Annotated in this window: 22 protein-coding genes; 5 read left to right on the top strand and 17 right to left on the bottom strand. The window is 71.4% G+C overall.

The window, feature by feature from the left end; translation table 11 throughout:
* Positions 1 to 10: 10 nt before the first annotated feature.
* From AC1MEY_RS08395 to AC1MEY_RS08355, 9 genes are all read right to left on the bottom strand, one after another.
* Positions 11 to 421 (bottom strand): DUF2752 domain-containing protein, encoded by a 411-nt coding sequence (locus AC1MEY_RS08395; protein WP_480230214.1) that lies wholly within the window; start codon positions 419 to 421, stop codon positions 11 to 13.
* Complete coding sequence (locus AC1MEY_RS08390) at positions 411 to 896, bottom strand: TM2 domain-containing protein (RefSeq protein WP_480230213.1); 486 nt, start codon at positions 894 to 896, stop codon at positions 411 to 413. The genes AC1MEY_RS08395 and AC1MEY_RS08390 overlap by 11 nt, the downstream gene beginning before the upstream one ends.
* 60 nt (positions 897 to 956) lie before the next feature.
* Complete coding sequence (lgt, locus tag AC1MEY_RS08385) at positions 957 to 3,302, bottom strand: prolipoprotein diacylglyceryl transferase (RefSeq protein WP_480230212.1); 2,346 nt, start codon at positions 3,300 to 3,302, stop codon at positions 957 to 959.
* Positions 3,299 to 4,090, bottom strand: a complete 792-nt coding sequence (gene trpA, locus AC1MEY_RS08380; RefSeq protein ID WP_480230211.1) for a tryptophan synthase subunit alpha — start codon at positions 4,088 to 4,090, stop codon at positions 3,299 to 3,301. Before trpA ends, lgt begins: the two co-directional genes overlap by 4 nt.
* The gene (gene trpB / locus AC1MEY_RS08375; protein ID WP_480230210.1) at positions 4,087 to 5,355 is read right to left on the bottom strand and encodes a tryptophan synthase subunit beta; all 1,269 of its coding nucleotides are present in this window, start codon (positions 5,353 to 5,355) and stop codon (positions 4,087 to 4,089) included. Before trpB ends, trpA begins: the two co-directional genes overlap by 4 nt.
* 36 nt (positions 5,356 to 5,391) lie before the next feature.
* On the bottom strand, positions 5,392 to 6,207 hold the full coding sequence (gene trpC, locus AC1MEY_RS08370; RefSeq protein WP_480230209.1) for an indole-3-glycerol phosphate synthase TrpC: 816 nt from the start codon (positions 6,205 to 6,207) through the stop codon (positions 5,392 to 5,394).
* A gap of 92 nt (positions 6,208 to 6,299) precedes the next feature.
* Positions 6,300 to 6,899, bottom strand: coding sequence for a TIGR02234 family membrane protein (locus tag AC1MEY_RS08365; RefSeq protein WP_480230208.1), 600 nt, complete (start codon positions 6,897 to 6,899; stop codon positions 6,300 to 6,302).
* Positions 6,896 to 8,416, bottom strand: a complete 1,521-nt coding sequence (locus AC1MEY_RS08360; protein WP_480231364.1) for an anthranilate synthase component I — start codon at positions 8,414 to 8,416, stop codon at positions 6,896 to 6,898. Before AC1MEY_RS08360 ends, AC1MEY_RS08365 begins: the two co-directional genes overlap by 4 nt.
* A 57-nt stretch (positions 8,417 to 8,473) precedes the next feature.
* Positions 8,474 to 9,184 (bottom strand): phytanoyl-CoA dioxygenase family protein, encoded by a 711-nt coding sequence (locus AC1MEY_RS08355; protein ID WP_480230207.1) that lies wholly within the window; start codon positions 9,182 to 9,184, stop codon positions 8,474 to 8,476.
* Between the two features lie 65 nt (positions 9,185 to 9,249).
* On the opposite strand from AC1MEY_RS08355, the gene AC1MEY_RS08350 reads away from it, so the two are divergent.
* Genes AC1MEY_RS08350 through AC1MEY_RS08340 form a run of 3 tightly spaced genes read left to right on the top strand, consistent with a single transcriptional unit; the run spans position 9,250 to position 11,089 of the window.
* Complete coding sequence (locus AC1MEY_RS08350; protein ID WP_480230206.1) at positions 9,250 to 9,723, top strand: peroxiredoxin; 474 nt, start codon at positions 9,250 to 9,252, stop codon at positions 9,721 to 9,723.
* Entirely contained in the window at positions 9,723 to 10,514 is a 792-nt protein-coding gene (locus tag AC1MEY_RS08345) for an ABC transporter ATP-binding protein (RefSeq protein WP_480230205.1), read from the top strand. The genes AC1MEY_RS08350 and AC1MEY_RS08345 overlap by 1 nt, the downstream gene beginning before the upstream one ends.
* Positions 10,511 to 11,089 (top strand): hypothetical protein, encoded by a 579-nt coding sequence (locus AC1MEY_RS08340; RefSeq protein WP_480230204.1) that lies wholly within the window; start codon positions 10,511 to 10,513, stop codon positions 11,087 to 11,089. Before AC1MEY_RS08345 ends, AC1MEY_RS08340 begins: the two co-directional genes overlap by 4 nt.
* A 15-nt stretch (positions 11,090 to 11,104) precedes the next feature.
* On the opposite strand, the gene hisI is transcribed toward AC1MEY_RS08340, so the two are convergent.
* Genes hisI through hisD form a run of 8 tightly spaced genes read right to left on the bottom strand, consistent with a single transcriptional unit; the run spans position 11,105 to position 17,633 of the window.
* On the bottom strand, positions 11,105 to 11,452 hold the full coding sequence (hisI, locus tag AC1MEY_RS08335; RefSeq protein ID WP_480230203.1) for a phosphoribosyl-AMP cyclohydrolase: 348 nt from the start codon (positions 11,450 to 11,452) through the stop codon (positions 11,105 to 11,107).
* A gap of 28 nt (positions 11,453 to 11,480) precedes the next feature.
* The gene (gene hisF / locus AC1MEY_RS08330; protein ID WP_480230202.1) at positions 11,481 to 12,278 is read right to left on the bottom strand and encodes an imidazole glycerol phosphate synthase subunit HisF; all 798 of its coding nucleotides are present in this window, start codon (positions 12,276 to 12,278) and stop codon (positions 11,481 to 11,483) included.
* Positions 12,275 to 13,102: an inositol monophosphatase family protein gene (locus AC1MEY_RS08325; protein ID WP_480230201.1), complete on the bottom strand. Its 828-nt coding sequence runs from the start codon at positions 13,100 to 13,102 to the stop codon at positions 12,275 to 12,277. Before AC1MEY_RS08325 ends, hisF begins: the two co-directional genes overlap by 4 nt.
* Positions 13,103 to 13,112: 10 nt before the next feature.
* Positions 13,113 to 13,859, bottom strand: coding sequence for a bifunctional 1-(5-phosphoribosyl)-5-((5-phosphoribosylamino)methylideneamino)imidazole-4-carboxamide isomerase/phosphoribosylanthranilate isomerase PriA (priA, locus tag AC1MEY_RS08320; protein WP_480230200.1), 747 nt, complete (start codon positions 13,857 to 13,859; stop codon positions 13,113 to 13,115).
* Positions 13,860 to 13,865: 6 nt separating this feature from the next.
* Positions 13,866 to 14,489 carry an imidazole glycerol phosphate synthase subunit HisH gene (gene hisH, locus AC1MEY_RS08315; RefSeq protein WP_480230199.1) on the bottom strand — a complete coding sequence of 208 codons (624 nt, stop codon included), beginning with the start codon at positions 14,487 to 14,489 and terminating at the stop codon, positions 13,866 to 13,868.
* Positions 14,486 to 15,115: an imidazoleglycerol-phosphate dehydratase HisB gene (gene hisB, locus AC1MEY_RS08310; protein WP_480230198.1), complete on the bottom strand. Its 630-nt coding sequence runs from the start codon at positions 15,113 to 15,115 to the stop codon at positions 14,486 to 14,488. The genes hisH and hisB overlap by 4 nt, the downstream gene beginning before the upstream one ends.
* Entirely contained in the window at positions 15,112 to 16,248 is a 1,137-nt protein-coding gene (locus AC1MEY_RS08305; protein ID WP_480230197.1) for a histidinol-phosphate transaminase, read from the bottom strand. The genes hisB and AC1MEY_RS08305 overlap by 4 nt, the downstream gene beginning before the upstream one ends.
* Positions 16,245 to 17,633: a histidinol dehydrogenase gene (hisD, locus tag AC1MEY_RS08300; protein WP_480230196.1), complete on the bottom strand. Its 1,389-nt coding sequence runs from the start codon at positions 17,631 to 17,633 to the stop codon at positions 16,245 to 16,247. The genes AC1MEY_RS08305 and hisD overlap by 4 nt, the downstream gene beginning before the upstream one ends.
* Positions 17,634 to 17,679: 46 nt before the next feature.
* Here hisD and AC1MEY_RS08295 point away from each other — a divergent pair, with 46 nt between their 5' ends.
* Positions 17,680 to 18,117, top strand: a complete 438-nt coding sequence (locus AC1MEY_RS08295; protein ID WP_480230195.1) for a nitroreductase family deazaflavin-dependent oxidoreductase — start codon at positions 17,680 to 17,682, stop codon at positions 18,115 to 18,117.
* 44 nt (positions 18,118 to 18,161) lie between these two features.
* A complete protein-coding gene (locus tag AC1MEY_RS08290; protein ID WP_480230194.1) occupies positions 18,162 to 18,797 on the top strand; it encodes a LysE family transporter in 636 nt (211 codons plus the stop codon).
* The last annotated feature ends 179 nt before the right edge of the window (positions 18,798 to 18,976 follow it).

The raw sequence follows: 18,976 nt of genomic DNA, 5'->3' as shown, positions 1-18,976 counted from the left end.
CAGCGGACCCTCAGGTCCACCCTTCGGCGAACGTCGGGACCAGCGGGAATCCGGGCCAGTTGCGCAGGACCGTCCACGCGACCGCGGCGAGTGCGATGACGACGATCGCGGGGACCGGCATCAGCCGCAGTCCACGGCGCCACCGGACCACCAGCCAGAGGACGAGCAACGGCACGCCGACGAGGGCGAACGCGTTGTCGGTGACCGCGGCGCCGAGGTCGCCGTGGAGCAGATCGTGGGTCATGCGGAGCCCGCCGCAGCCGGGACAGTTCCACCCGGTCAGCGCACGGAACGGGCACGGGGGGAAGAGGAAACCCGGGCGGTGCGGATCGGCCAGCCCGATGTAGGCGAGGCTGCCGGCGACCAGTGCGCCGGTGCCGATCGCGATGGCAGGACGGCGCGACGTCGCGCTAGGTGCCATCGCGGAGCGGGCGGCCCTCGGGATCTCGGACCTTGTCGGTCAGGATGAGGACCGCGTCGATGATGCCCCAGATGACCGCGGCGATGCCGCACGTGACGAGTCCGACGACGAGCTGGATGACGCCCATCTTCGTGTCGCCGAGGTAGAAGCGGCCGATGCCCAGGACGCCGACCAGGCCCACCAGCTGGAGCAGTCCGGCGACGAGCTTCGACTTCTCCGAGTACGGCTCACCGGTCAGCGGATGCCGGCCGAAGGGCGCCGACGGGTCGTAGTAGCCGCCGCCGGGCGCGGGCGGCGGGTATTGCGGCGGCTGGCCGGGCTGCGGCTGGTAGCCGGGCGGCGGCGGGTAACCCGGCTGCTGCGGGTAACCCGGCTGCTGCGGGTATCCGGACTGGTCCTGATAGCCGGGTGGCGGCGGGGTGGGCGGCGTCGACGCGGACCAGTCTTCGCGACCACCGAACTGCGGTTCCGTCATGCGCTCAGCATGCCAGACGGGCCCGTCGTCCGGTGGGACCGATCGACGGGACCGCCGGCGTCATCGCCTGGTGCGCTGCCAGAACCGCCGGCGCGGCGGCGGCACGAAGGTGGTGGTGCTCGGCGGCGTCGTGGGCGTCGCGTCCGGGGTCTCGGACTCGGCCGCGACGTCGTCGGCCAGCGCGTCCGCATCGTCGGCACCCTCGGCGGCGGCCGCGTGCACCTCCGCCGCATCACCCTCGGCAGCGACCACCTCGTCACCGTGCACCGAACCCAGACCATCCTCGGGCGCAGCTTCGGTCGACTCGACTTCCGATTCCGGCTCCGGCTCCGGCTCGGTCGTCTCGGACTCGGCCGCCACGTCGTCGGCCAGCGCGTCCGCATCGTCGGCACCCTCGGCGGCGGCCGCGTGCACCTCCGCCGCATCACCCTCGGCAGCGACCACCTCGTCACCGTCCACCGAACCCAGACCATCCTCGGGCGCAGCCTCGGTCGACTCCAGCTCCGACTCCGGCTCGGGCTCCGCGTTCAGCGCCTCGGCGACCTCGGTGCCCTCGACGGCGACGGGTGCGGGTTCGTCACCGACGTCGTCGGCCAATGCGTCTGCGTCGGCGGCACCTTCGACGGCAGCCGCGTGCACCTCCGCCGCGTCACCCTCGGCGGCTACCACCTCGTCACCCTCCACCGAACCCAGACCGTCCTCGGGCGCAGCCTCGGTCGAGTCGGCCTCGCCCGCCACGTCGTCGGCGATGGCCTCGGCGTCCTGGGCGCTCTCGGCAGCGGCCTCGTGCACCTCGACGGCATCGTCCTGGGCCGCGACGACCTCGTCGCCGTCGACCGAGCCCAACCCGTCCTCGGGCCGAGCCGCGCCGGCCTCGGCGTCTGCCTCGTCACCGGCCTCGGCGAACGCCACCGCTTCCGCGATGTCCTCCGACGACGCCGTCTCCACCTGCTCGGCCAGATCCTCGGCCTCGTTCTTCGCCTCCGACGCACCGGGATCGGCGTCGGCCGGGATGTCGTCCGGAACCACGATGGCCACGTCACCGTCCACGCCCACGACCTCGGCGGGCTCACCGGCCACGTCGTCGGCGATGGCGTCGGCATCCCGGGCGCCCTCCGCGGCCGCCTCGTGCACCTCGACCGCGTCGTCCCGAGCCGCATCCACTTCGTCGCCGTCCACCGAACCCAACCCGTCCTCGGGCCGAGCCGCACCGGCCTCGGCGTCTGCCTCGTCACCGGCCTCGGCGAACGCCACCGCTTCCGCGATGTCCTCCGACGACGCCGTCTCCACCTGCTCGGCCAGATCCTCGGCCTCGTTCTTCGCCTCCGACGCGCCGGCATCGGCGTCGGCCGGGATGTCGTCGGGAACCACGATGGCCGTCCGGGTGTCGCCGGTGTCGTCCACGTTCGCGTCGGCCACGTCGTCGGCGGACTGGTCGCGCTCGTCCTCGCGGCTCGCGACGACCGCGGCGGCCACCACACCGGTGGTCGCGGCGGCGGCGGTCACGCCCTCGGCGACGTTCTCGAGCGGCGAGTAGGCGTTGCCCCGCAGCGTCTCCGGCGCCTCGCGGCCCTTGGTCGCGACCATCACGTAGACCACGGCGGCGATGAAGACGAACGTCGAGGTGAACGTGTTCACTCGAATGCCGGTGTCGGCGATGGTGGTCGCGTAGTCGCTGCGCATCAGTTCGATCCAGAAGCGTCCCAGGCAGTAGCCGGCGACGTACAGCGCGAACAGCCGGCCGTGCCCGATCTTGAACCGTCGATCGATCACCAGCAGCAGTGCGACGATCGCCAGGTTCCACAGCAGTTCGTAGAGGAACGTCGGGTGGACGACCTCGACGAGCCGGCCCGTCGACACGCCGTTCAACGAGTCCGGAACCCCTGCGGCGTTGCGGCGTTCGTAGACCTCGAGACCCCACGGCACCGTCGTCGGCCGACCGTAGAGTTCCTGGTTGAAGTAGTTGCCGAGGCGACCGATGGCCTGCGCCAGCAGGATTCCGGGCGCGATGGCGTCACCGAATGCGGGCAGCGGTATCCCCTTCTTCCGGCACCCGATCCACGCACCCACGCCGCCCAGCGCGACGGCACCCCAGATGCCGAGGCCACCGTCCCAGATGCGCAGGGCAGCGCCGAACCCCCTGCCGGTGGGACCGAAGTACGTGGTCCAGTCGGTGAGGACGTGATAGAGGCGGCCGCCGATGAGACCGAACGGCACCGCGTACAGGGCGATGTCGTAGATGACGCCGGGCTCGCCCCCGCGGGCGGTCCAACGCCGATCGCCGAGGATGAGGGCGGCCACGATGCCGGCGAGGATGCACAGCGCGTAGGCCCGCAACGGGAACGCGCCGAGGTGCCAGACGCCCTGGTCGGGACTCGGGATGTAGGCCAGCAGTGTCGTCGTCACGCGGAGACCCTCTGTCGGACGCCCTCGGCGAGTTCCGCGGTGAGCGCCCGCACGGCGGGCAGACCGTCGGCGAGTGCGGTGACGAGCGCCGACCCCACGATCACGCCGTCGGCATAGGCGCCGATTTCGGCGGCCTGCTCACGGGAGCGCACGCCCAGGCCGACGCCGACCGGGATGTCAGAGATCTCCTTGGCGCGGGCGACCAGTTCCGGCGCGGCGTTGGACACGACGTCGCGCGCACCCGTCACACCCATCGTGGAGGCGGCGTAGACGAAGCCGCGGGACGCCTCGACCGTCGCGGCGAGCCGTTCGGGCGTGGACGACGGCGCGATCAGGAAGATGCGGTCGAGACCGTGTTCGTCGGACGCGGCCATCCACTCGTCGGCCTCGTCGGGGATCAGGTCGGGCGTGATCAGCCCGAGCCCGCCGGCGGAAGCCAGGTCGCGGGCGAAGGAGTCGATGCCCCAGCGCAGCACCGGGTTCCAGTAGGTCATGACGACCGCGCGGCCGCCGGCGTCGCTGATCGCCTCGACCGCCGCGAGTGCGTCGCGCACCCGGACGCCGTTGCGCAGCGCCGTCTCGGTGGCGGCGGCGATGGTGGGCCCGTCCATCCCGGGATCGGAGTACGCGACCCCGACTTCGATGATGTCGCAGCCGGATTCCACCATGGCGACCATGGCCTCGATGGACGTCGACACGTCCGGGTAGCCGGTGGGCAGGTAGCCGATCAGCGCCGAGCGGTCCTCGGCACGGCACGTCGCGAAGATGTCTGACAGCGTGCCGGTCATGTCGTCGGTCCCTTGTCGTCCAGCAGGTCGAACCACTTGGCGGCGGTCTCCACGTCCTTGTCGCCGCGGCCGGACAGGTTGATCAGGATGATCGACCCGGGGCCGAGCTCGACGCCGAGCTTGAGCGCGCCGGCGATCGCGTGCGCCGACTCGATGGCCGGGATGATGCCCTCGGCGCGGCACAGCAGGGCCAGCGCATCCATCGCCTCGGTGTCGGTGATCGGGAGGTACTGCGCGCGACCCAGGTCCTTGAGGTACGCGTGCTCGGGCCCGACGCCCGGGTAGTCCAGGCCCGCCGAGATCGAGTGCGACTCGATGGTCTGGCCGTCCTCGTCCTGCAGCAGGTAGGAGAACGAGCCCTGGAACGCACCCGGCGTCCCGCCGGTGAAGGTGGCGGCGTGCCGACCGGTTTCGACGCCGTCACCGGCGGCCTCGTATCCGACGAGCCGGACCGCGGGATCGTCGATGAAGCTGTGGAAGATCCCGATCGCGTTGGATCCGCCGCCGATGCAGGCGGTGACCGCATCCGGCAGGCGTCCGGCCTGATCCAGGATCTGCGCGCGGGCCTCCATGCCGATGATGCGCTGGAAGTCGCGGACCATCGTCGGGAACGGGTGCGGTCCCGCGGCCGTGCCGAAGCAGTAGTAGGTCTCGTCGGCGTTGGACACCCAGTCGCGGAACGCCTCGTTGATGGCGTCCTTCAGCGTCTTGGAGCCGGACTCCACGGAGACCACGCGGGCGCCGAGCAGGCGCATCCGTGCCACGTTGAGCGCCTGGCGGGCGGTGTCGACCGCGCCCATGTAGACGACGCACTCGAGCCCCAGCAGCGCGCACGCCGTGGCGGTGGCCACGCCGTGCTGGCCCGCGCCGGTCTCGGCGATGACGCGCTTCTTGCCCATCTGACGTGCCAGCAGGGCCTGACCGAGGACGTTGTTGATCTTGTGAGACCCGGTGTGGTTGAGGTCTTCTCGCTTCAGAAAGAGACGTGCTCCACCGGCGTGCTCGCTGAGCCGCTCCGCCTCGTAGAGCGGTGAGGGACGGCCGGTGTAGTGCCGCTGCAGATCGTCGAGTTCGTCGAGGAACGTCTGGTCGGTGCGCGCCTTCTCGTAGGCGGCGGTGACCTCCTCGATGACGGCCATCAGCGCTTCGGCGACCAGACGGCCGCCGTACGCGCCGAAGTGCCCCCGGGCGTCGGGATCGTGGGCGGTGGGTTCGGCGATGGCCGCGCTCGAGCGCGGCAATTCAGGACCGGATGACAAGGACATCTCGACTTCTCTCCGCGCAAGCGGCTCTTCGCCAGGTCAGCGAGAGGGTTTTGGGCAGGACGGGTGAGTACCCGCCGTGACCAGGTCGGCAACCGCACTGCGCGGATCGCCACTGGTGACGAGTCCCTCACCGACGAGGACGGCATCGGCGCCGGCTCCCGCGTAGGCCAGCAGGTCGGCCGTGCCGCGCACGCCGGACTCGGCGACGCGGATGACATTGGAGGGCAGACCGGGTGCGATGCGGGCGAAGCAGTCGCGGTCGACCTCGAGGGTCTTCAGGTCGCGTGCGTTGACGCCGATCACGCGCGCACCGGCGGACAGCGCACGGTCCGCCTCCTCCTCGGTGTGGACCTCGACGAGCGCGGTCATCCCGAGGGATTCGGTGCGGTCGATCATCGACACCAGAGCCTGCTGCTCGAGGGCGGCGACGATCAGCAGCAGCATGTCGGCACCGTGCGCACGGGCCTCGTGGATCTGGTACGGACCGATGACGAAGTCCTTGCGCAGCACGGGAATCGACACCGCGGCGCGCACGGCGTCGAGGTCGTCGAGCGATCCGTGGAAGCGACGCTCCTCGGTGAGGACGCTGATCACGCGGGCGCCACCGGACTGATAGGCCCGGGCCAGATCGGCGGGATCGGCGATGGAGGCCAGCGCGCCGCGGGACGGGCTCGCGCGCTTGACCTCGGCGATGACCCCGATGCCGTCCTCGCGCAGCGCAGCGAGCACGTCACGCGGAGGCGCGGCGTGCTTGGCCTTGTCCTTGACGTCGGCCAGGCTGAGCGCGGCCTCGCGGACGGCAACGTCGGCGCGGACTCCCTCGATGATGGAGTCGAGCACGGTGCCCGTCATGAGCCGTCGGTGTCCTTCCGGGAATTACCGGCCACCCCGATGCCGCCGGATTCTTCTGCTTCGAAGCGTAACCGCCGACGAGCCGTCCGTCGTCACCGACCCTCGGTGCGCTCCGTGGTCGGGTCGCGCCCCTCGTCGAGGGCATCCCAGATCATCCGCTCGCTCATCCCGGCCCCCGCGGGACCCTCGGCATCGCGGATCGCGTCCTCGCGCCGGGTCGCGGGCGCGACGTACTTCGACGCCGCGGCCGGCCGGGTCGCCGCCCGCAGCAGCAGCACCGCGCCGGCCAGGGTGAGCACCGCTGCCACCAGCACCAGCACCGCGCCGGAGTACTGCCGATCGCTCGCCGTCAGCGCGACCACCGGCACGTCGGCCACCGACGCGGCGTATTCGGCGACGTCCGGCATCACCCACAGCGAGATGGCCAGGTACGCCATCCCCGCGCTCACCACGGCGAGCAGCACCGCCAGGATGCGCAGCGCCCAGCCCCGGACCGCCAGCGGCGCGAGCGTGGCCGCAGCGAGCAGCGCCGCCACCGGCACCAGCGCCGCGGACCAGGTCGAACCCGTCAGCGTCGTCGTCTTCGGCTGGCCGAGCCCGTCGGCCGACTCGAGCACCGCCCACGTCATCCGCGACGCACCCCAGACGCCGACTGCCGCCAGCAGCAGGAGCAGCTGCCCGATGCGCGTCACGGCTCGGCCAGGGTCTCGGCGGCGGCGATGGCGCTGAGCACGGCCCGCGCCTTGCTGGCCGCCTCGTTGAACTCGTACGGGCCGTTGGAGTCGGCCACGACTCCCCCGCCTGCCTGCACGTAGGCGGTGCCCGACCGCATGAGCGCCGTCCGGATCGCGATCGCGAAGTCGGCGTTGCCCGCGAAGTCGAGATAGCCCAGCACGCCGCCGTAGAGACCGCGGCGGGTCTTCTCGACCTCCTCGATGAGCTGCATGGCCCGGACCTTCGGCGCGCCCGACAGGGTGCCCGCCGGGAAGCAGGCCGTGACGGCGTCGAGGGCGGTCCTGCCCTCGGCGAGGTGGCCGGTGACCGTCGAGACGAGGTGCATGACGTGGCTGTAGCGCTCGATGTGGCTGTAGTCCTCGACGCGGACGGTCCCCGGCCGGCACACCCGGCCCAGGTCGTTGCGGCCAAGATCCACCAGCATCAGGTGCTCGGCGCGTTCCTTCTCGTCGGAGAGGAGTTCCTTCTCGAGCAGGACGTCCTCCTCCTCGGTGTCCCCACGCCAGCGGGTGCCGGCGATCGGATGGGTGGTCGCCTTGCCGTCGGCGACCGTGACGAGCGCCTCGGGACTGGACCCCACGACCGAGAAGTCGAGGTTGCCGTCCGCGTCCGGCACGTTGAGCAGGTACATGTACGGGCTGGGGTTGGTGACCCGCAGCATCCGGTAGACGTCCAGCGGATCGGCGGCGGTGTCCATCTCGAACCGCTGCGACGGCACCACCTGAAATGCCTCGCCGGCCTCGATGTCGCCGACGAGTTTGTCGACGATCGCCGTGTACTCCTCGACCGTGCGCTGCGAGCGGTGGGTGGGCGTGGGCCGGCTGAAGGTGGCGACGGTCGATCCGAGCGGCTTGGCCAGCGCCGCCGTCATCACGTCGAGGCGGCGCACCGCGTCGTCGTAGGCCTCGTCGACGCGCTCGTCGGTGCCGTTCCAGTTCACCGCGTTCGCGATCAGGGTGATGGTGCCCTCGTGGTGGTCCACGGCGGCCACGTCGGTGGCCAGCAACAGCAGCATGTCGGGCAGCCCGAGGTCGTCGACGGCGAGTTCGGGCAGGCGCTCGAGCCGACGCACCATGTCGTAGGCGAAGAAGCCGACCAGGCCGCTGGACAGCGGCGGCAGACCGGGCAGCTGGGCGGTCTCCAGCAGCTCCAGGGTCGCGCGCACCGCGCGCAGCGGATCGCCGCCGCTCGGGGCGTCCCGGGGCGTGACCCCGAGCCACACGGCCTCGCCGTCGCGGACGGTCAGCGCCGACGGGGCGCCGGCACCGATGAAGGACCAGCGCGACCACGACCGTCCGTTCTCGGCGGACTCCAGCAAGAAGGTGCCCGGCCGGTTGTCGGCCAGCTTCCGGTAGGCCGACAGCGGGGTCTCGCTGTCCGCGAGCAGCTTGCGGGTCACGGGCACCACGCGATGCTCGGCGGCGAGCGCCCGGAAGTCCTCGCGCGAGGTCGTGACGGCGAGCGTGGATGGCAGGGCGGTCGAGGGCACGGGTCGATTCTCCCAGATCGGGGACCGGCTGCCGCGAGACAGCTAGCCGAACGCCGACGCCAGGGGCGTGGACGCGCCCGGCTCGACGGGCTCGGTCAGCACGACCGGCGCCTGCGCCATGAACCTCGGCGTGCGGCCGCGATGCTCGTCGGCGGCGTGCACGGTGAACGGGTGCACCAGATAGACGTCGCCGGGCGCACCGGTGGCGTGGTGCACCGGTCGGCCCGCACTGGCCCGATCGACGATCGGTCCGGCCACGAACGGGTCCAGTCCCTCGGCGCCGAGGACGCGCGCGACGTCGCGGTGCGATCCCGCCCGGATCCTCGTCGGCGCGTCGTCGGGGCCGACGTCGGACAGCAGGGTGAGCACCAGCACGGTGTGCGGCCGTCCGCTGACCGTCCAGGCCCCGTCCGGTCCCGGCGTGTTCGCGTCGACGTGCCAGCCCCGGTCGTCCGCCGTCGGCGGGACCGGGAACCGGACCGGGACGTTGCCCACCGACCCGCGCGGCCGCCACCGACCCGCGCCGCAGACGGTGTCCAGGGCGGCCGCCAGCACCGGACTGGCGACCAACTCACCGAACGGACCCGCACCGGTGAGGTCGGCCGTCCACCGCACCGGCTCCGTCCACGCGCCGTCGGGCGACAGTCCCAGTCGGTTCCACAGCAGGTCCCGCGCGGCGTCGGCGACGGCACGCGGGACGGTGCGCTCCACCCGCACGTAGCCGTGCGCGAGAAAGGCGTCGAGGTCGGTCATCGGTGCGAGCCTCGCATCGCGGTCGGCGGGCCGCCAGCGAATTTCCGGGCGTAACGTCTTCGATCATGACCTCTCTCAAGCAGGGTGACCGCGTCGACGAGTTCGAGCTTCCCGATCAGACGGGCACCGTGCGGAGCCTGACCGGTCTGCTCGCCGACGGGCCCGTCGTGCTGTTCTTCTACCCCGCCGCGATGACGCCGGGATGCACCAAGGAGGCCTGCCACTTCCGCGACCTCGCCTCGGAGTTCGCCGCAGTCGGCGCGAGCCGGGTCGGCATCAGCGCCGACGCCGTCGCCAAGCAGGCCCAGTTCGCCGAGCAGCAGAAGTTCGACTACCCGCTGCTGTCCGACGCCGACGGGACGGTCGCCACCCGGTTCGGCGTCAAGCGCGGACTGCTGGGGAAGCTGATGCCCGTCAAGCGCACCACCTTCGTCATCGACACCGACCGCACCGTGCTCGAGGTGATCGCCAGCGAGTTCAGCATGGACACCCACGCCGACAAGGCGCTGGAGGTGCTGCGGCAACGTCAGTCCGCCTGATGGGTCCGGTCCTCGAACTCGCCGACGTCACGTTCCGCCGCGACGGCAAGCAGATCATCGACGGCATCTCGCTGACGGTCGCCGCCGGTGAGCACTGGGCGCTGCTGGGTCCCAACGGCGCGGGCAAGAGCACGCTGCTCGGTTTCTGTGCGGCGCAGACGTTCCCGACGACGGGAACGGTGCGGGTGCTCGACGCCCAGATGGGCCGGGTCGACCTGTCGGCCCTGCGCCACCACATCGGCCACGTCGACCCCAGACACCGGCTGCGGAGTCCGTTGACCGTGCGCGAGGTGGTGCTGACGGGCATCACCGCCACGGTCGACCTGCCGATGCGGTGGGCGCCGACGGCCGACGAGGTCGCGCGTGCCGACGCGATGGTCGAGTCGGTGGGCCTGCGGCTGCGAGCCGACGACCAGTGGCCGACGCTGTCGCAGGGCGAGCGCGGCCGAGCGCTGATCGCACGAGCCCTGGTGTCCGAGCCGCGCCTGCTCCTGCTCGACGAACCGACCACGGGCCTCGACGTCGCCGCACGCGAACAACTGCTGGAGACCATGGACGCACTCGACGACACCCATCCCGACGTGGCGTCGATCCTGGTGACCCATCATCTCGAGGAGCTGCCGACCACCACGACGCACGCCATCCTCATCGCCGACGGCCGGACGGTGGCGTCGGGTCCGGCACGGGAGGTGGTGACCACCGACCACGTGACGGCCGCGTTCGCGTACCCCGTCGAGGTCGGATTCTCCGACGGCCGGTGGAGCGCCCGCGCGAAGTCGAGCCACCGGTGATCGCCCGTCTCGGCGCGACGGCCGTCGCGGGTATCGCCCTCGCCGCCGCCCTCGCGGGCTGCTCGGGGTCCTCGCCATCCGCCGACGCACCCGCGACCGCCTCGACCGACCCGGCGTCGTCATCGGCGCCGGCCGCTCCCGCGACGCCGCGGCCGCTCTCCGACTTCGTCGAGGACGCCACCGCGCCCGGCCAGAACCCGTTCTACTCCTTTGGGACACCGAGCGGCCAGATCCAGTGCCGGGTGGTGGACGGCAGCCTGGCGTGCCAGACCGACGAGCATCCGCACACCGTCGCCGAGAGCGCGCTGTGCGGCTTCTATCCGGGCGAGGAACAGGGACGAGCGCGGCGGTTCGGGTTCCTGGAGCAGCGACCGACGCCATGCGCGACCATCATCCAGGGCGACGGCTTCCGCTCACCGCACACGCTGGCCTACGACGAGGCGGTGTCCGCCGACCTGTCGCCGGGGCGCACGGTCACCTGTTCGTCGGCCGTCGAGGGGCTGACGTGCACCCTGGCCGGCGGAACCGGGCCGCGGGGCTTCGTCCTGTCGGTCGACGCGTTCACCGTCTTCTGACGTCGGCCCGACCGGCTAGCGCTCCGGCGCCAGCAGTTCGTCGGCGTCGAAGCACGTGTGCTCGCCGGTGTGGCAGGCCGCGCCCACCTGGTCCACGTCGAGAAGCACCGTGTCGCCGTCGCAGTCGAGACGCACCGAGTGCACGTACTGCGTGTGGCCCGACGTCTCCCCCTTGACCCAGTACTCGCCGCGCGACCGCGAGAAGTAGGTGGCCTTGCGCGTCGCCAGGGTGCGGGCCAGCGCCTCGTCGTCCATCCACGCCACCATCAGCACCTGGCCGGTGCCGTGTTCCTGCGCCACGGCGGCGAACAGGCCGTCGGCGTTGCGCTTCAGCCGCCCCGCGACGTTCGGATCCAAGCTCATCGGGCCACACCGCTCTTCGCGCGAGCGCTCATCGCACCACGATCCCTTCCGCGGCCATCGCCGACTTCACCTGGCCGATGGTGAGTTCCTTGAAGTGGAAGACGCTCGCCGCGAGCACCGCGTCGGCGCCGGCCTCGACCGCATGCGCGAAGTCACCGGCCGATCCCGCACCGCCGCTGGCGATCACCGGCACCGTCACCGCGGCGCGGACGGCCCGCAGCATCGCCAGGTCGAAGCCGGCCTTGGTGCCGTCGGCGTCCATCGAGTTGAGCAGGATCTCGCCGACGCCCAGTTCCGCTCCGCGCCTGGCCCATTCGACGGCGTCGATGCCGGTGCCGCGGCGGCCGCCGTGCGTGGTGACTTCCCACCCGGACGGGGTGGGCGTCGAGCCGGCCGGCACGGTGCGGGCGTCGACCGACAGCACGATGCACTGCGAACCGAACTGGCGGGACAGTTCCGCCAGCAGTTCCGGCCGCGAGATGGCCGCGGTGTTGACCGACACCTTGTCGGCACCGGCGCGCAGCAGCGTGTCGACGTCGTCGATGGAGCGCACGCCACCGCCGACGGTGAGCGGGATGAAGACCTGTTCCGCGGTGCGCCGCACCACCTCGAGCATCGTGCTGCGGCCCGAGGACGATGCCGTGACGTCCAGGAAGGTGAGTTCGTCGGCGCCCTCGGCGTCGTAGACGGCGGCCAACTCCACGGGATCGCCTGCGTCGCGGAGGTTCTCGAAGTTCACGCCCTTGACCACGCGGCCCGCGTCGACGTCGAGGCACGGGATGACGCGGACGGCCAGGCTGTCGCCTGCCGTGCCGTCGTGGTTCACCGGTAGTCCTCCGGCGACCCGATCGACTGGGCGATCTCGAGGATCTCGGCGTGGACGTCGGGTGCGCCGCCGACCGCCGACAGCGAGGACGGCGTCCACCGTTCGCCGGCGAGGTCGGTGACCACGCCTCCCGCGGCGCGGACCAGCGCCACCCCCGCGGCGTGGTCCCACACGTGGTGACCGAAGCTGATCGCGCCGCCGAGGATTCCCGCTGCGGCATAGGCGAAGTCGACGCCGGTGGCACCGTGCATGCGGATGCGCGAACACTTGCGACTGAGCTTCTCGAGGAACGCCACCCGGTACGGGCCGGGGAAGCGACCGCGGGAGGCGATGTTGAACGTGCCGGAGCCCACGATGCACTCCGAGAGGTTGGCCGAGCCGAGCCGCGGCTGCTCGACGCCGTTGAGGTACAGCGGCTGTCCGACGACCGCGGTGTAGCGCTGATCGGTGAACGGCAACCACGTCAGGCCCGCCACCGGCTCGCCGTCGCGGAGCAGACCCAGCAGGATCGCCGCGGTGGGCAGGCCCGCCGCGTAGTTGAAGGTGCCGTCGATCGGGTCGAGCACCCACACCAGGTGGGAGTCGATGTCGGCGCCGCCGAACTCCTCGCCGTGCACGCCGATGCCGGTGGCCGATTCGAGTGCGGCCACCACTTGGCGCTCGATGGCGAGGTCGACCTCGGTGGCGAAGTCGTCGCCCTTCTTGGCGACGGCGGACTGCGCGCGGTGTCCTTCGATGAACGGCGTGGCGGCCTCGTCGAGGATCCCCGTGGCCAGGCTCACCAGGGCGTCGAGGTCCACGTCGTCCGGCGCTGTGTCGTCCATGACCGGCCGCCTAGCGACTGACCGCGTCCAACGCCTGCGGCAGCGTGAACCGCCCGGCGTAGAGCGCCTTGCCGACGATCGCCCCTTCGACACCGCGGCCGGTGAGGGTGGCGATGGCCTCGAGGTCGGCGATGCTGGACACGCCGCCGGACGCGATCACCGGCGCCCCGGTGCGGTCGGCGACCTGGCCGAGCAGGTCGAGGTTGGGCCCGTCGAGCGTGCCGTCCTTGGTGACGTCGGTGACGACGAAGCGCGAGCAGCCCTCGCGGTCGAGGCGTTCCAGGACGTCCCACAGGTCGCCGCCGTCGGTCTCCCACCCGCGGCCGCGGAGACGGTGCTGCCCGTCGACGATCTTCACGTCCAGCCCGACCGCGACCTTGTCGCCGTGCTCGGCGATCACCTTGGCGCACCACTGCGGGTTCTCCAGCGCCGCGGTGCCGAGGTTGACCCGCGCGCAGCCCGCGGCGAGGGCCGCGGTGAGCGAGTCGTCGTCGCGGATGCCGCCGGACAGTTCGACGGCCACGTCGAGCTTCGCGATGACCTCGGCGAGCAGTTCGCGGTTGGAGCCGCGGCCGAACGCCGCGTCGAGGTCCACCAGGTGGATCCACTCGGCGCCGTCGCGCTGCCAGCCGAGAGCGGCGTCGAGCGCGGAGCCGTAGTCGGTCTCGCTGCCGGCCACGCCCTGGACGAGGCGGACGGCCTTGCCCTCGACGACGTCGACGGCGGGCAGCAGGATCAGCGGGTTCTCAGCAGACACGTCGGATCACCCTAGTTCCTTCAGCCAGTTGGCCAGCAGGGCCGCACCGGCGTCGCCGCTCTTCTCGGGGTGGAACTGGGTGGCCCACAGCGGCCCGTCCTCCACCGCGGCCAGGAATCGCACGTGGTGGTCGGCCCAGGTGAGCTTTGCGGCCGGATCCCCCTCCCACGTCTGCGCGGCGTAGGAGTGCACGAAGTAGAAGCGGGTCTCGGGGTCCAGACCGGCGAACAGCCTGGTGTCCTCCGGCGCCTTCACCACGTTCCATCCCATGTGCGGGATGACGGGCGCGTCGAGCCGGACCACCGAACCGGGCCACTGGGCACAGCCCACCGATTCGACGCCGAACTCGACGCCCCGGGCGAACAGGATCTGCATGCCGACGCAGACCCCCATGACGGGCTGGTCGTTGGCCAGCCGCGCGGCGATGATCTTCTCGCCGCCGATCTCGCGCAGGCCGGTCATGCACGCCTCGTAGGCCCCGACGCCGGGCACCATCAGCCCGTCGGCGGCCGCGGCGGCGGCCGGGTCCGCGGTGACCACCACGTCGGCGCCCACGCGTTCCAGGGCGCGCTGCGCGGACCGCAGGTTGCCCGAACCGTAGTCGAGGACGACGACGGACTTCTTGGTCACAGAGTGCCCTTGGTGGACGGCACGCCCGAGACGCGCGGATCCGGCTCGACGGCCTGACGAAGCGCGCGGGCGACGGCCTTGAACTCGGCCTCGGTGATGTGGTGCGGATCGCGACCGTACAGCGTGCGGACGTGCAGGGCGATCCGCGCGTTGTAGGCCAGCGACTCGAAGACGTGGCGGTTGATCACCGTGTGGTACGGCGCGCTGGAACCCGCAATCGTGAAGTGCACCATGAACTCCGGCTCGCCGGTGTGCACGAAGTAGGGCCTGCCCGACACGTCGACGGCAGCGTGCGCCAGCGTCTCGTCCATCGGGATGAAGGCGTCGCCGAAGCGACGGATGCCGCGCTTGTCGCCGAGCGCCTCACCGAGCGCCTGACCCAGCACGATCGCGGTGTCCTCGACGGTGTGGTGGCCCTCGATCTCGACGTCACCCGTGGCATGGACCGTCAGGTCGAAGCTGGCGTGGCTGCCCAGCGAGGTGAGCATGTGGTCGAAGAACGGCACGCCGGTGCTGATGTCGGTCCTACCGGTGCCGTCGAGGTCGATCTCGACGACGATGTCGGATTCCTTCGTCTTGCGTTCGACCCTCGCGCGGCGAGCCGGTGCGTTCGCCGGACTGTTCATCGTGGCACTCCTTGGGGGCTGCTGGTGGTCGTCAGGTGGGTCTCCGCCAGCCGGGCGCTCGCGTCGAGGAACACGTCGTTCTCCTCGTCGATGCCGACGGTGGCACGCAGGTAACCGGGGATGCCCACGTCGCGGATCAACACGCCGTCGTCCAGGTAGCGCTGCCAGGCGGCGGGGGCGTCGGCGAACTCGCCGAACAGGACGAAGTTCGCGTCGCTGGGAATGACCCGGAAACCCATGGTGGACAACGCGTCCGCGATGCGGTTGCGCTCGGAGATCAGCGTCGCGACGCTGCCCAGGGTGTCGTCGGCGTGGCGCAGCGCGGCCCGCGCCGCAACCTGCGTCACCACCGACAGGTGGTAGGGCAGCCGGACCAGCAGCAGGGCGTCGACGACCGCGGGAGACGCGACCAGGTACCCGAGCCGGCCGCCCGCGAACGCGAACGCCTTGCTCATGGTGCGCGTCACGACGAGCTTGGCGGGGAAGTCCGCGAGCAGGTGCACGGCACTGGGCTCGGAGGAGAACTCGCCGTACGCCTCGTCGACGATGACGATGCCCGGCGCGGCCTCCAGCAGCCGGCGCAGGTCGGCCAGCGAAACGCTCTGTCCGGACGGGTTGTTGGGGCTGGCCACGAAGACCACGTCGGGCCGGCGCTCGGTGACGGCCGCGACCGCGACCTCGACGTCGAGACCGAAGTCTGCCGAACGGCTCGCCTCCAGCCAGTCGGTCTGCGTGCCGTCGGAGATGATCGGATGCATCGAGTACGACGGCACGAACCCCAGCGCACTGCGCCCGGGACCGCCGAACGCCTGCAGGAGCTGCTGCAGGATCTCGTTGGATCCGTTTGCGGCCCAGACGTTGTCCGTGCCGACGGCCACCCCGGTCTGGGTGGTCAGGTAGCCGGCGAGGTCGCTGCGCAGGAGCACCGCGTCGCGGTCGGGATACCGGTGCAGTTCCGAGGCGGCGTCGCGCACCGAGGCGGCCACGTCGTCGATGAGCGCCTGGGTGGGCGGATGCGGGTTCTCGTTCGTGTTGAGCCGCACGGGAACCGACAGTTGCGGGGCGCCGTAGGGCGACTTGCCGCGCAGGTCGTCTCGCAGGGGCAGGTCGTCGAGCGTGATCCGTCGGGTCACTTGCTGAACCTCCGCCGAACCGCCTCACCGTGGGCCGGCAGGTTCTCGGCGTTGGCCAGCGTGATGACGTGACCAGCGACGTCCTTGAGGGCCGCCTCGTCGTAGTCGACGACGTGGATGCCACGCAGGAACGTCTGGACGGACAGACCGCTCGAGTGCCGCGCACACCCGGCGGTGGGCAGCACGTGGTTGGAGCCCGCGCAGTAGTCGCCGAGGCTGACGGGCGACCACGCGCCCACGAAGATGGCTCCGGCCGAACGGATCCGGCGCGCGACGGCGGCGGCGTCCACCGTCTGGATCTCGAGGTGCTCGGCGGCGTAGGCGTTGACCACGCGGATCCCGGTGTCGAGGTCGTCGACCAGCACGATGGCCGACTGCTCCCCGGACAGCGCGGTGGTCACGCGCTCGCGGTGCACGGTGGTGGCCAGCTGTGCGGCCAGCTCGACATCGGTGGCGTCGGCCAGTTCCGGGCTGGTGGTGACGAGCACCGAGGCGGCCATCGCGTCGTGCTCGGCCTGGCTGATCAGGTCGGCGGCGACGTGGACGGGGTCGGCCGAGTGGTCGGCGAGGATGCCGATCTCGGTGGGGCCCGCCTCGGAGTCGATGCCGACCTCGGACCGGCAGATCCGCTTGGCGGCGGTGACGTAGATGTTGCCGGGGCCGGTGATCATGTCGACGGGTGCGAGTTCGGTGCCGTCGGTGTCGGTGCCGCCGTAGGCCATCAGCGCCACGCCCTGCGCGCCGCCGACCGCCCACACCTCCTCGACGCCGAGCAGTGCCGCGGCGGCGAGGATGGTCGGGTGCGGCAGGCCGTGAAAGCGCCCACCCGGATCCGACTGCGGCGGACTCGCGATGACCAGCGAGTCGACCTCCGCGATCTGGGCAGGCACCACGTTCATCACGACGCTCGACGGATAGACCGCGTTGCCGCCGGGAACGTACAGGCCGACCCGCTCGACGGGCAGCCACCGCTCGGTGACGGTGGCGCCGGGGCCGAGCGTGGTCGTGGTCTCGGTGCGGCGCTGGTCGGCGTGCACGGCGCGGGTCCGCTCGATCGCGACCTCCAGCGCGGCGCGCACCTCCGGGTCCAGCGTCTCGAGCGCGGCCGTCAGGCCGGCCGTGGGCACGCGGACCGCCGCGGGCCGCAGGCCGTCGAAGCGTTCGCCGTACTCGAGCGCCGCCTCGGCACCCCGTTCCACGACCGCGTCGACGATGGGTCGCACCGTGGGGAGGACCGAGTCGACGTCGACGCCGCCGCGGGGCAGCACGGCCCGCAGCCGGGCCACCGACAGCGTCTCGCCCCGCAGGTCGATGCGGCGCAACGTCGGGGACGTCCCGGCGACTTCGTCCGAATCAGGTGACGAGCTGTTCACGGCTACCTCCATGCTGTCTATTGTCCCAGAGCAGACCAAATCGAATTCGGGAGCCGTCATGTCCACGTCGTCGTCGAGGAAAGACCACCCCAACAACGCACCGGGCGTACCCATGCTGATGCCGGTGTGGTTGGAGCGCTTTCAGATCAAGTACGTCAACCCGCTGCTGCGGCCGCTGTCCAAGCGGATGCCGGGCTTCGCGGTGATCAGCCATCGCGGGCGCACCTCGGGCCGGCCGTTCGAGACCATCGTCACCGCGTACCGCAAGGACGACGTCATCGCCATCGGGCTGATGCACGGCAAGACCAACTGGGTGAAGAACGTGCTGGCCGCCGGCGAGGCCGACATCCACGTCGGTCGGCAGGACCTGCACCTGGTCAACCCGCGCGTGCTGCCCGCGGGCACGGTGGATCCGACGCTGCCGCGGATGGCGCGCACGCTCGCCAAGCGGCAGGGCACCTTCGTCGCCGACGTCGCTGCCGCACCGCGCGCCTGAAAGTCGCTTGAGCGGTGCCGCGCCCGGCTGCGACACTTCGAGCCATGACGTGGGAACTGTGGCTGGCCTTCCTCGGTGCGGCGATCCTGATCGCTATCTCGCCGGGTGCGGGCGCCATCCAGTCCATGGCTACCGGGCTGACCCACGGCGTGCGCCGCGGGTACTGGAGCATCCTCGGCCTCGAGGTGGGGCTGATGCTGCAGCTCGCGCTCGTGGCACTAGGCCTGGGCGCCGTCGTCACCAGCTCCATCGTGGCGTTCACCGTGATCAAGTGGGTGGGCGTCGCATACCTGCTGTACCTGGCGGTCCGGCAGTGGCGCGCGGCCACGCACGACCTCGGCGAGAAACTCGACGCCGGCCACGACGGCGGCAGGCTGGCACTGGTCGCCCGGGGCTTCCTGGTGAACGCCACCAACCCCAAGGGCCTGGTCTTCTTCCTCGCCGTGCTGCCGCAGTTCGTGGTGCCGACGGCTCCGCTGCTCCCCCAGTACCTCGCGATCGGCGTCACGATGATCGCGGTCGACGTCGTGGTCATGGGCCTGTACACGCGGCTGTCGGTGCGGTTGCTGCGCATCATGCACACCCCCCGCCGGCAGACGCTGGTCAACCGCGTGTTCTCCGGACTGTTCGCGACGGCGGCGGTCCTGCTGTCCCTGGTGCGGCGCGCCGCGACCGCCTGACGGTCCCGTCGCCCAGTCCCGGGGGGATGATTCCAGTGACGTCGTCGAGCTGTCTTTGCGTCCCTCCTAGCTCGCTGAAATGACGTCGCCGTCGATCTGGGCAAATTAACCGGCGATTTCGTGAACGGATGTTTACCTGTGCCCGCGGGTGCGGTACAAACGATCGGTCACACACATCG

This window comes from Mycobacterium sp. PTI7 (assembly GCF_056679845.1).
This window is presented reverse-complemented; position numbering and strand designations above follow the sequence as displayed.

What these genes read in the sequence shown, in the direction of transcription:
- AC1MEY_RS08395 (WP_480230214.1), bottom strand. Translation starts at nt 421, where the DNA reads ATGGCACCTAGCGCGACGTCGCGCCGTCCTGCCATCGCGATCGGCACC.
- AC1MEY_RS08390 (WP_480230213.1), bottom strand. Translation starts at nt 896, where the DNA reads ATGACGGAACCGCAGTTCGGTGGTCGCGAAGACTGGTCCGCGTCGACG.
- trpA (WP_480230211.1), bottom strand. Translation starts at nt 4,090, where the DNA reads ATGACCGGCACGCTGTCAGACATCTTCGCGACGTGCCGTGCCGAGGAC.
- trpB (WP_480230210.1), bottom strand. Translation starts at nt 5,355, where the DNA reads ATGTCCTTGTCATCCGGTCCTGAATTGCCGCGCTCGAGCGCGGCCATC.
- trpC (WP_480230209.1), bottom strand. Translation starts at nt 6,207, where the DNA reads ATGACGGGCACCGTGCTCGACTCCATCATCGAGGGAGTCCGCGCCGAC.
- AC1MEY_RS08355 (WP_480230207.1), bottom strand. Translation starts at nt 9,184, where the DNA reads ATGACCGACCTCGACGCCTTTCTCGCGCACGGCTACGTGCGGGTGGAG.
- AC1MEY_RS08350 (WP_480230206.1), top strand. Translation starts at nt 9,250, where the DNA reads ATGACCTCTCTCAAGCAGGGTGACCGCGTCGACGAGTTCGAGCTTCCC.
- AC1MEY_RS08345 (WP_480230205.1), top strand. Translation starts at nt 9,723, where the DNA reads ATGGGTCCGGTCCTCGAACTCGCCGACGTCACGTTCCGCCGCGACGGC.
- hisI (WP_480230203.1), bottom strand. Translation starts at nt 11,452, where the DNA reads ATGAGCTTGGATCCGAACGTCGCGGGGCGGCTGAAGCGCAACGCCGAC.
- AC1MEY_RS08325 (WP_480230201.1), bottom strand. Translation starts at nt 13,102, where the DNA reads ATGGACGACACAGCGCCGGACGACGTGGACCTCGACGCCCTGGTGAGC.
- hisB (WP_480230198.1), bottom strand. Translation starts at nt 15,115, where the DNA reads ATGAACAGTCCGGCGAACGCACCGGCTCGCCGCGCGAGGGTCGAACGC.
- hisD (WP_480230196.1), bottom strand. Translation starts at nt 17,633, where the DNA reads ATGGAGGTAGCCGTGAACAGCTCGTCACCTGATTCGGACGAAGTCGCC.
- AC1MEY_RS08295 (WP_480230195.1), top strand. Translation starts at nt 17,680, where the DNA reads ATGTCCACGTCGTCGTCGAGGAAAGACCACCCCAACAACGCACCGGGC.
- AC1MEY_RS08290 (WP_480230194.1), top strand. Translation starts at nt 18,162, where the DNA reads ATGACGTGGGAACTGTGGCTGGCCTTCCTCGGTGCGGCGATCCTGATC.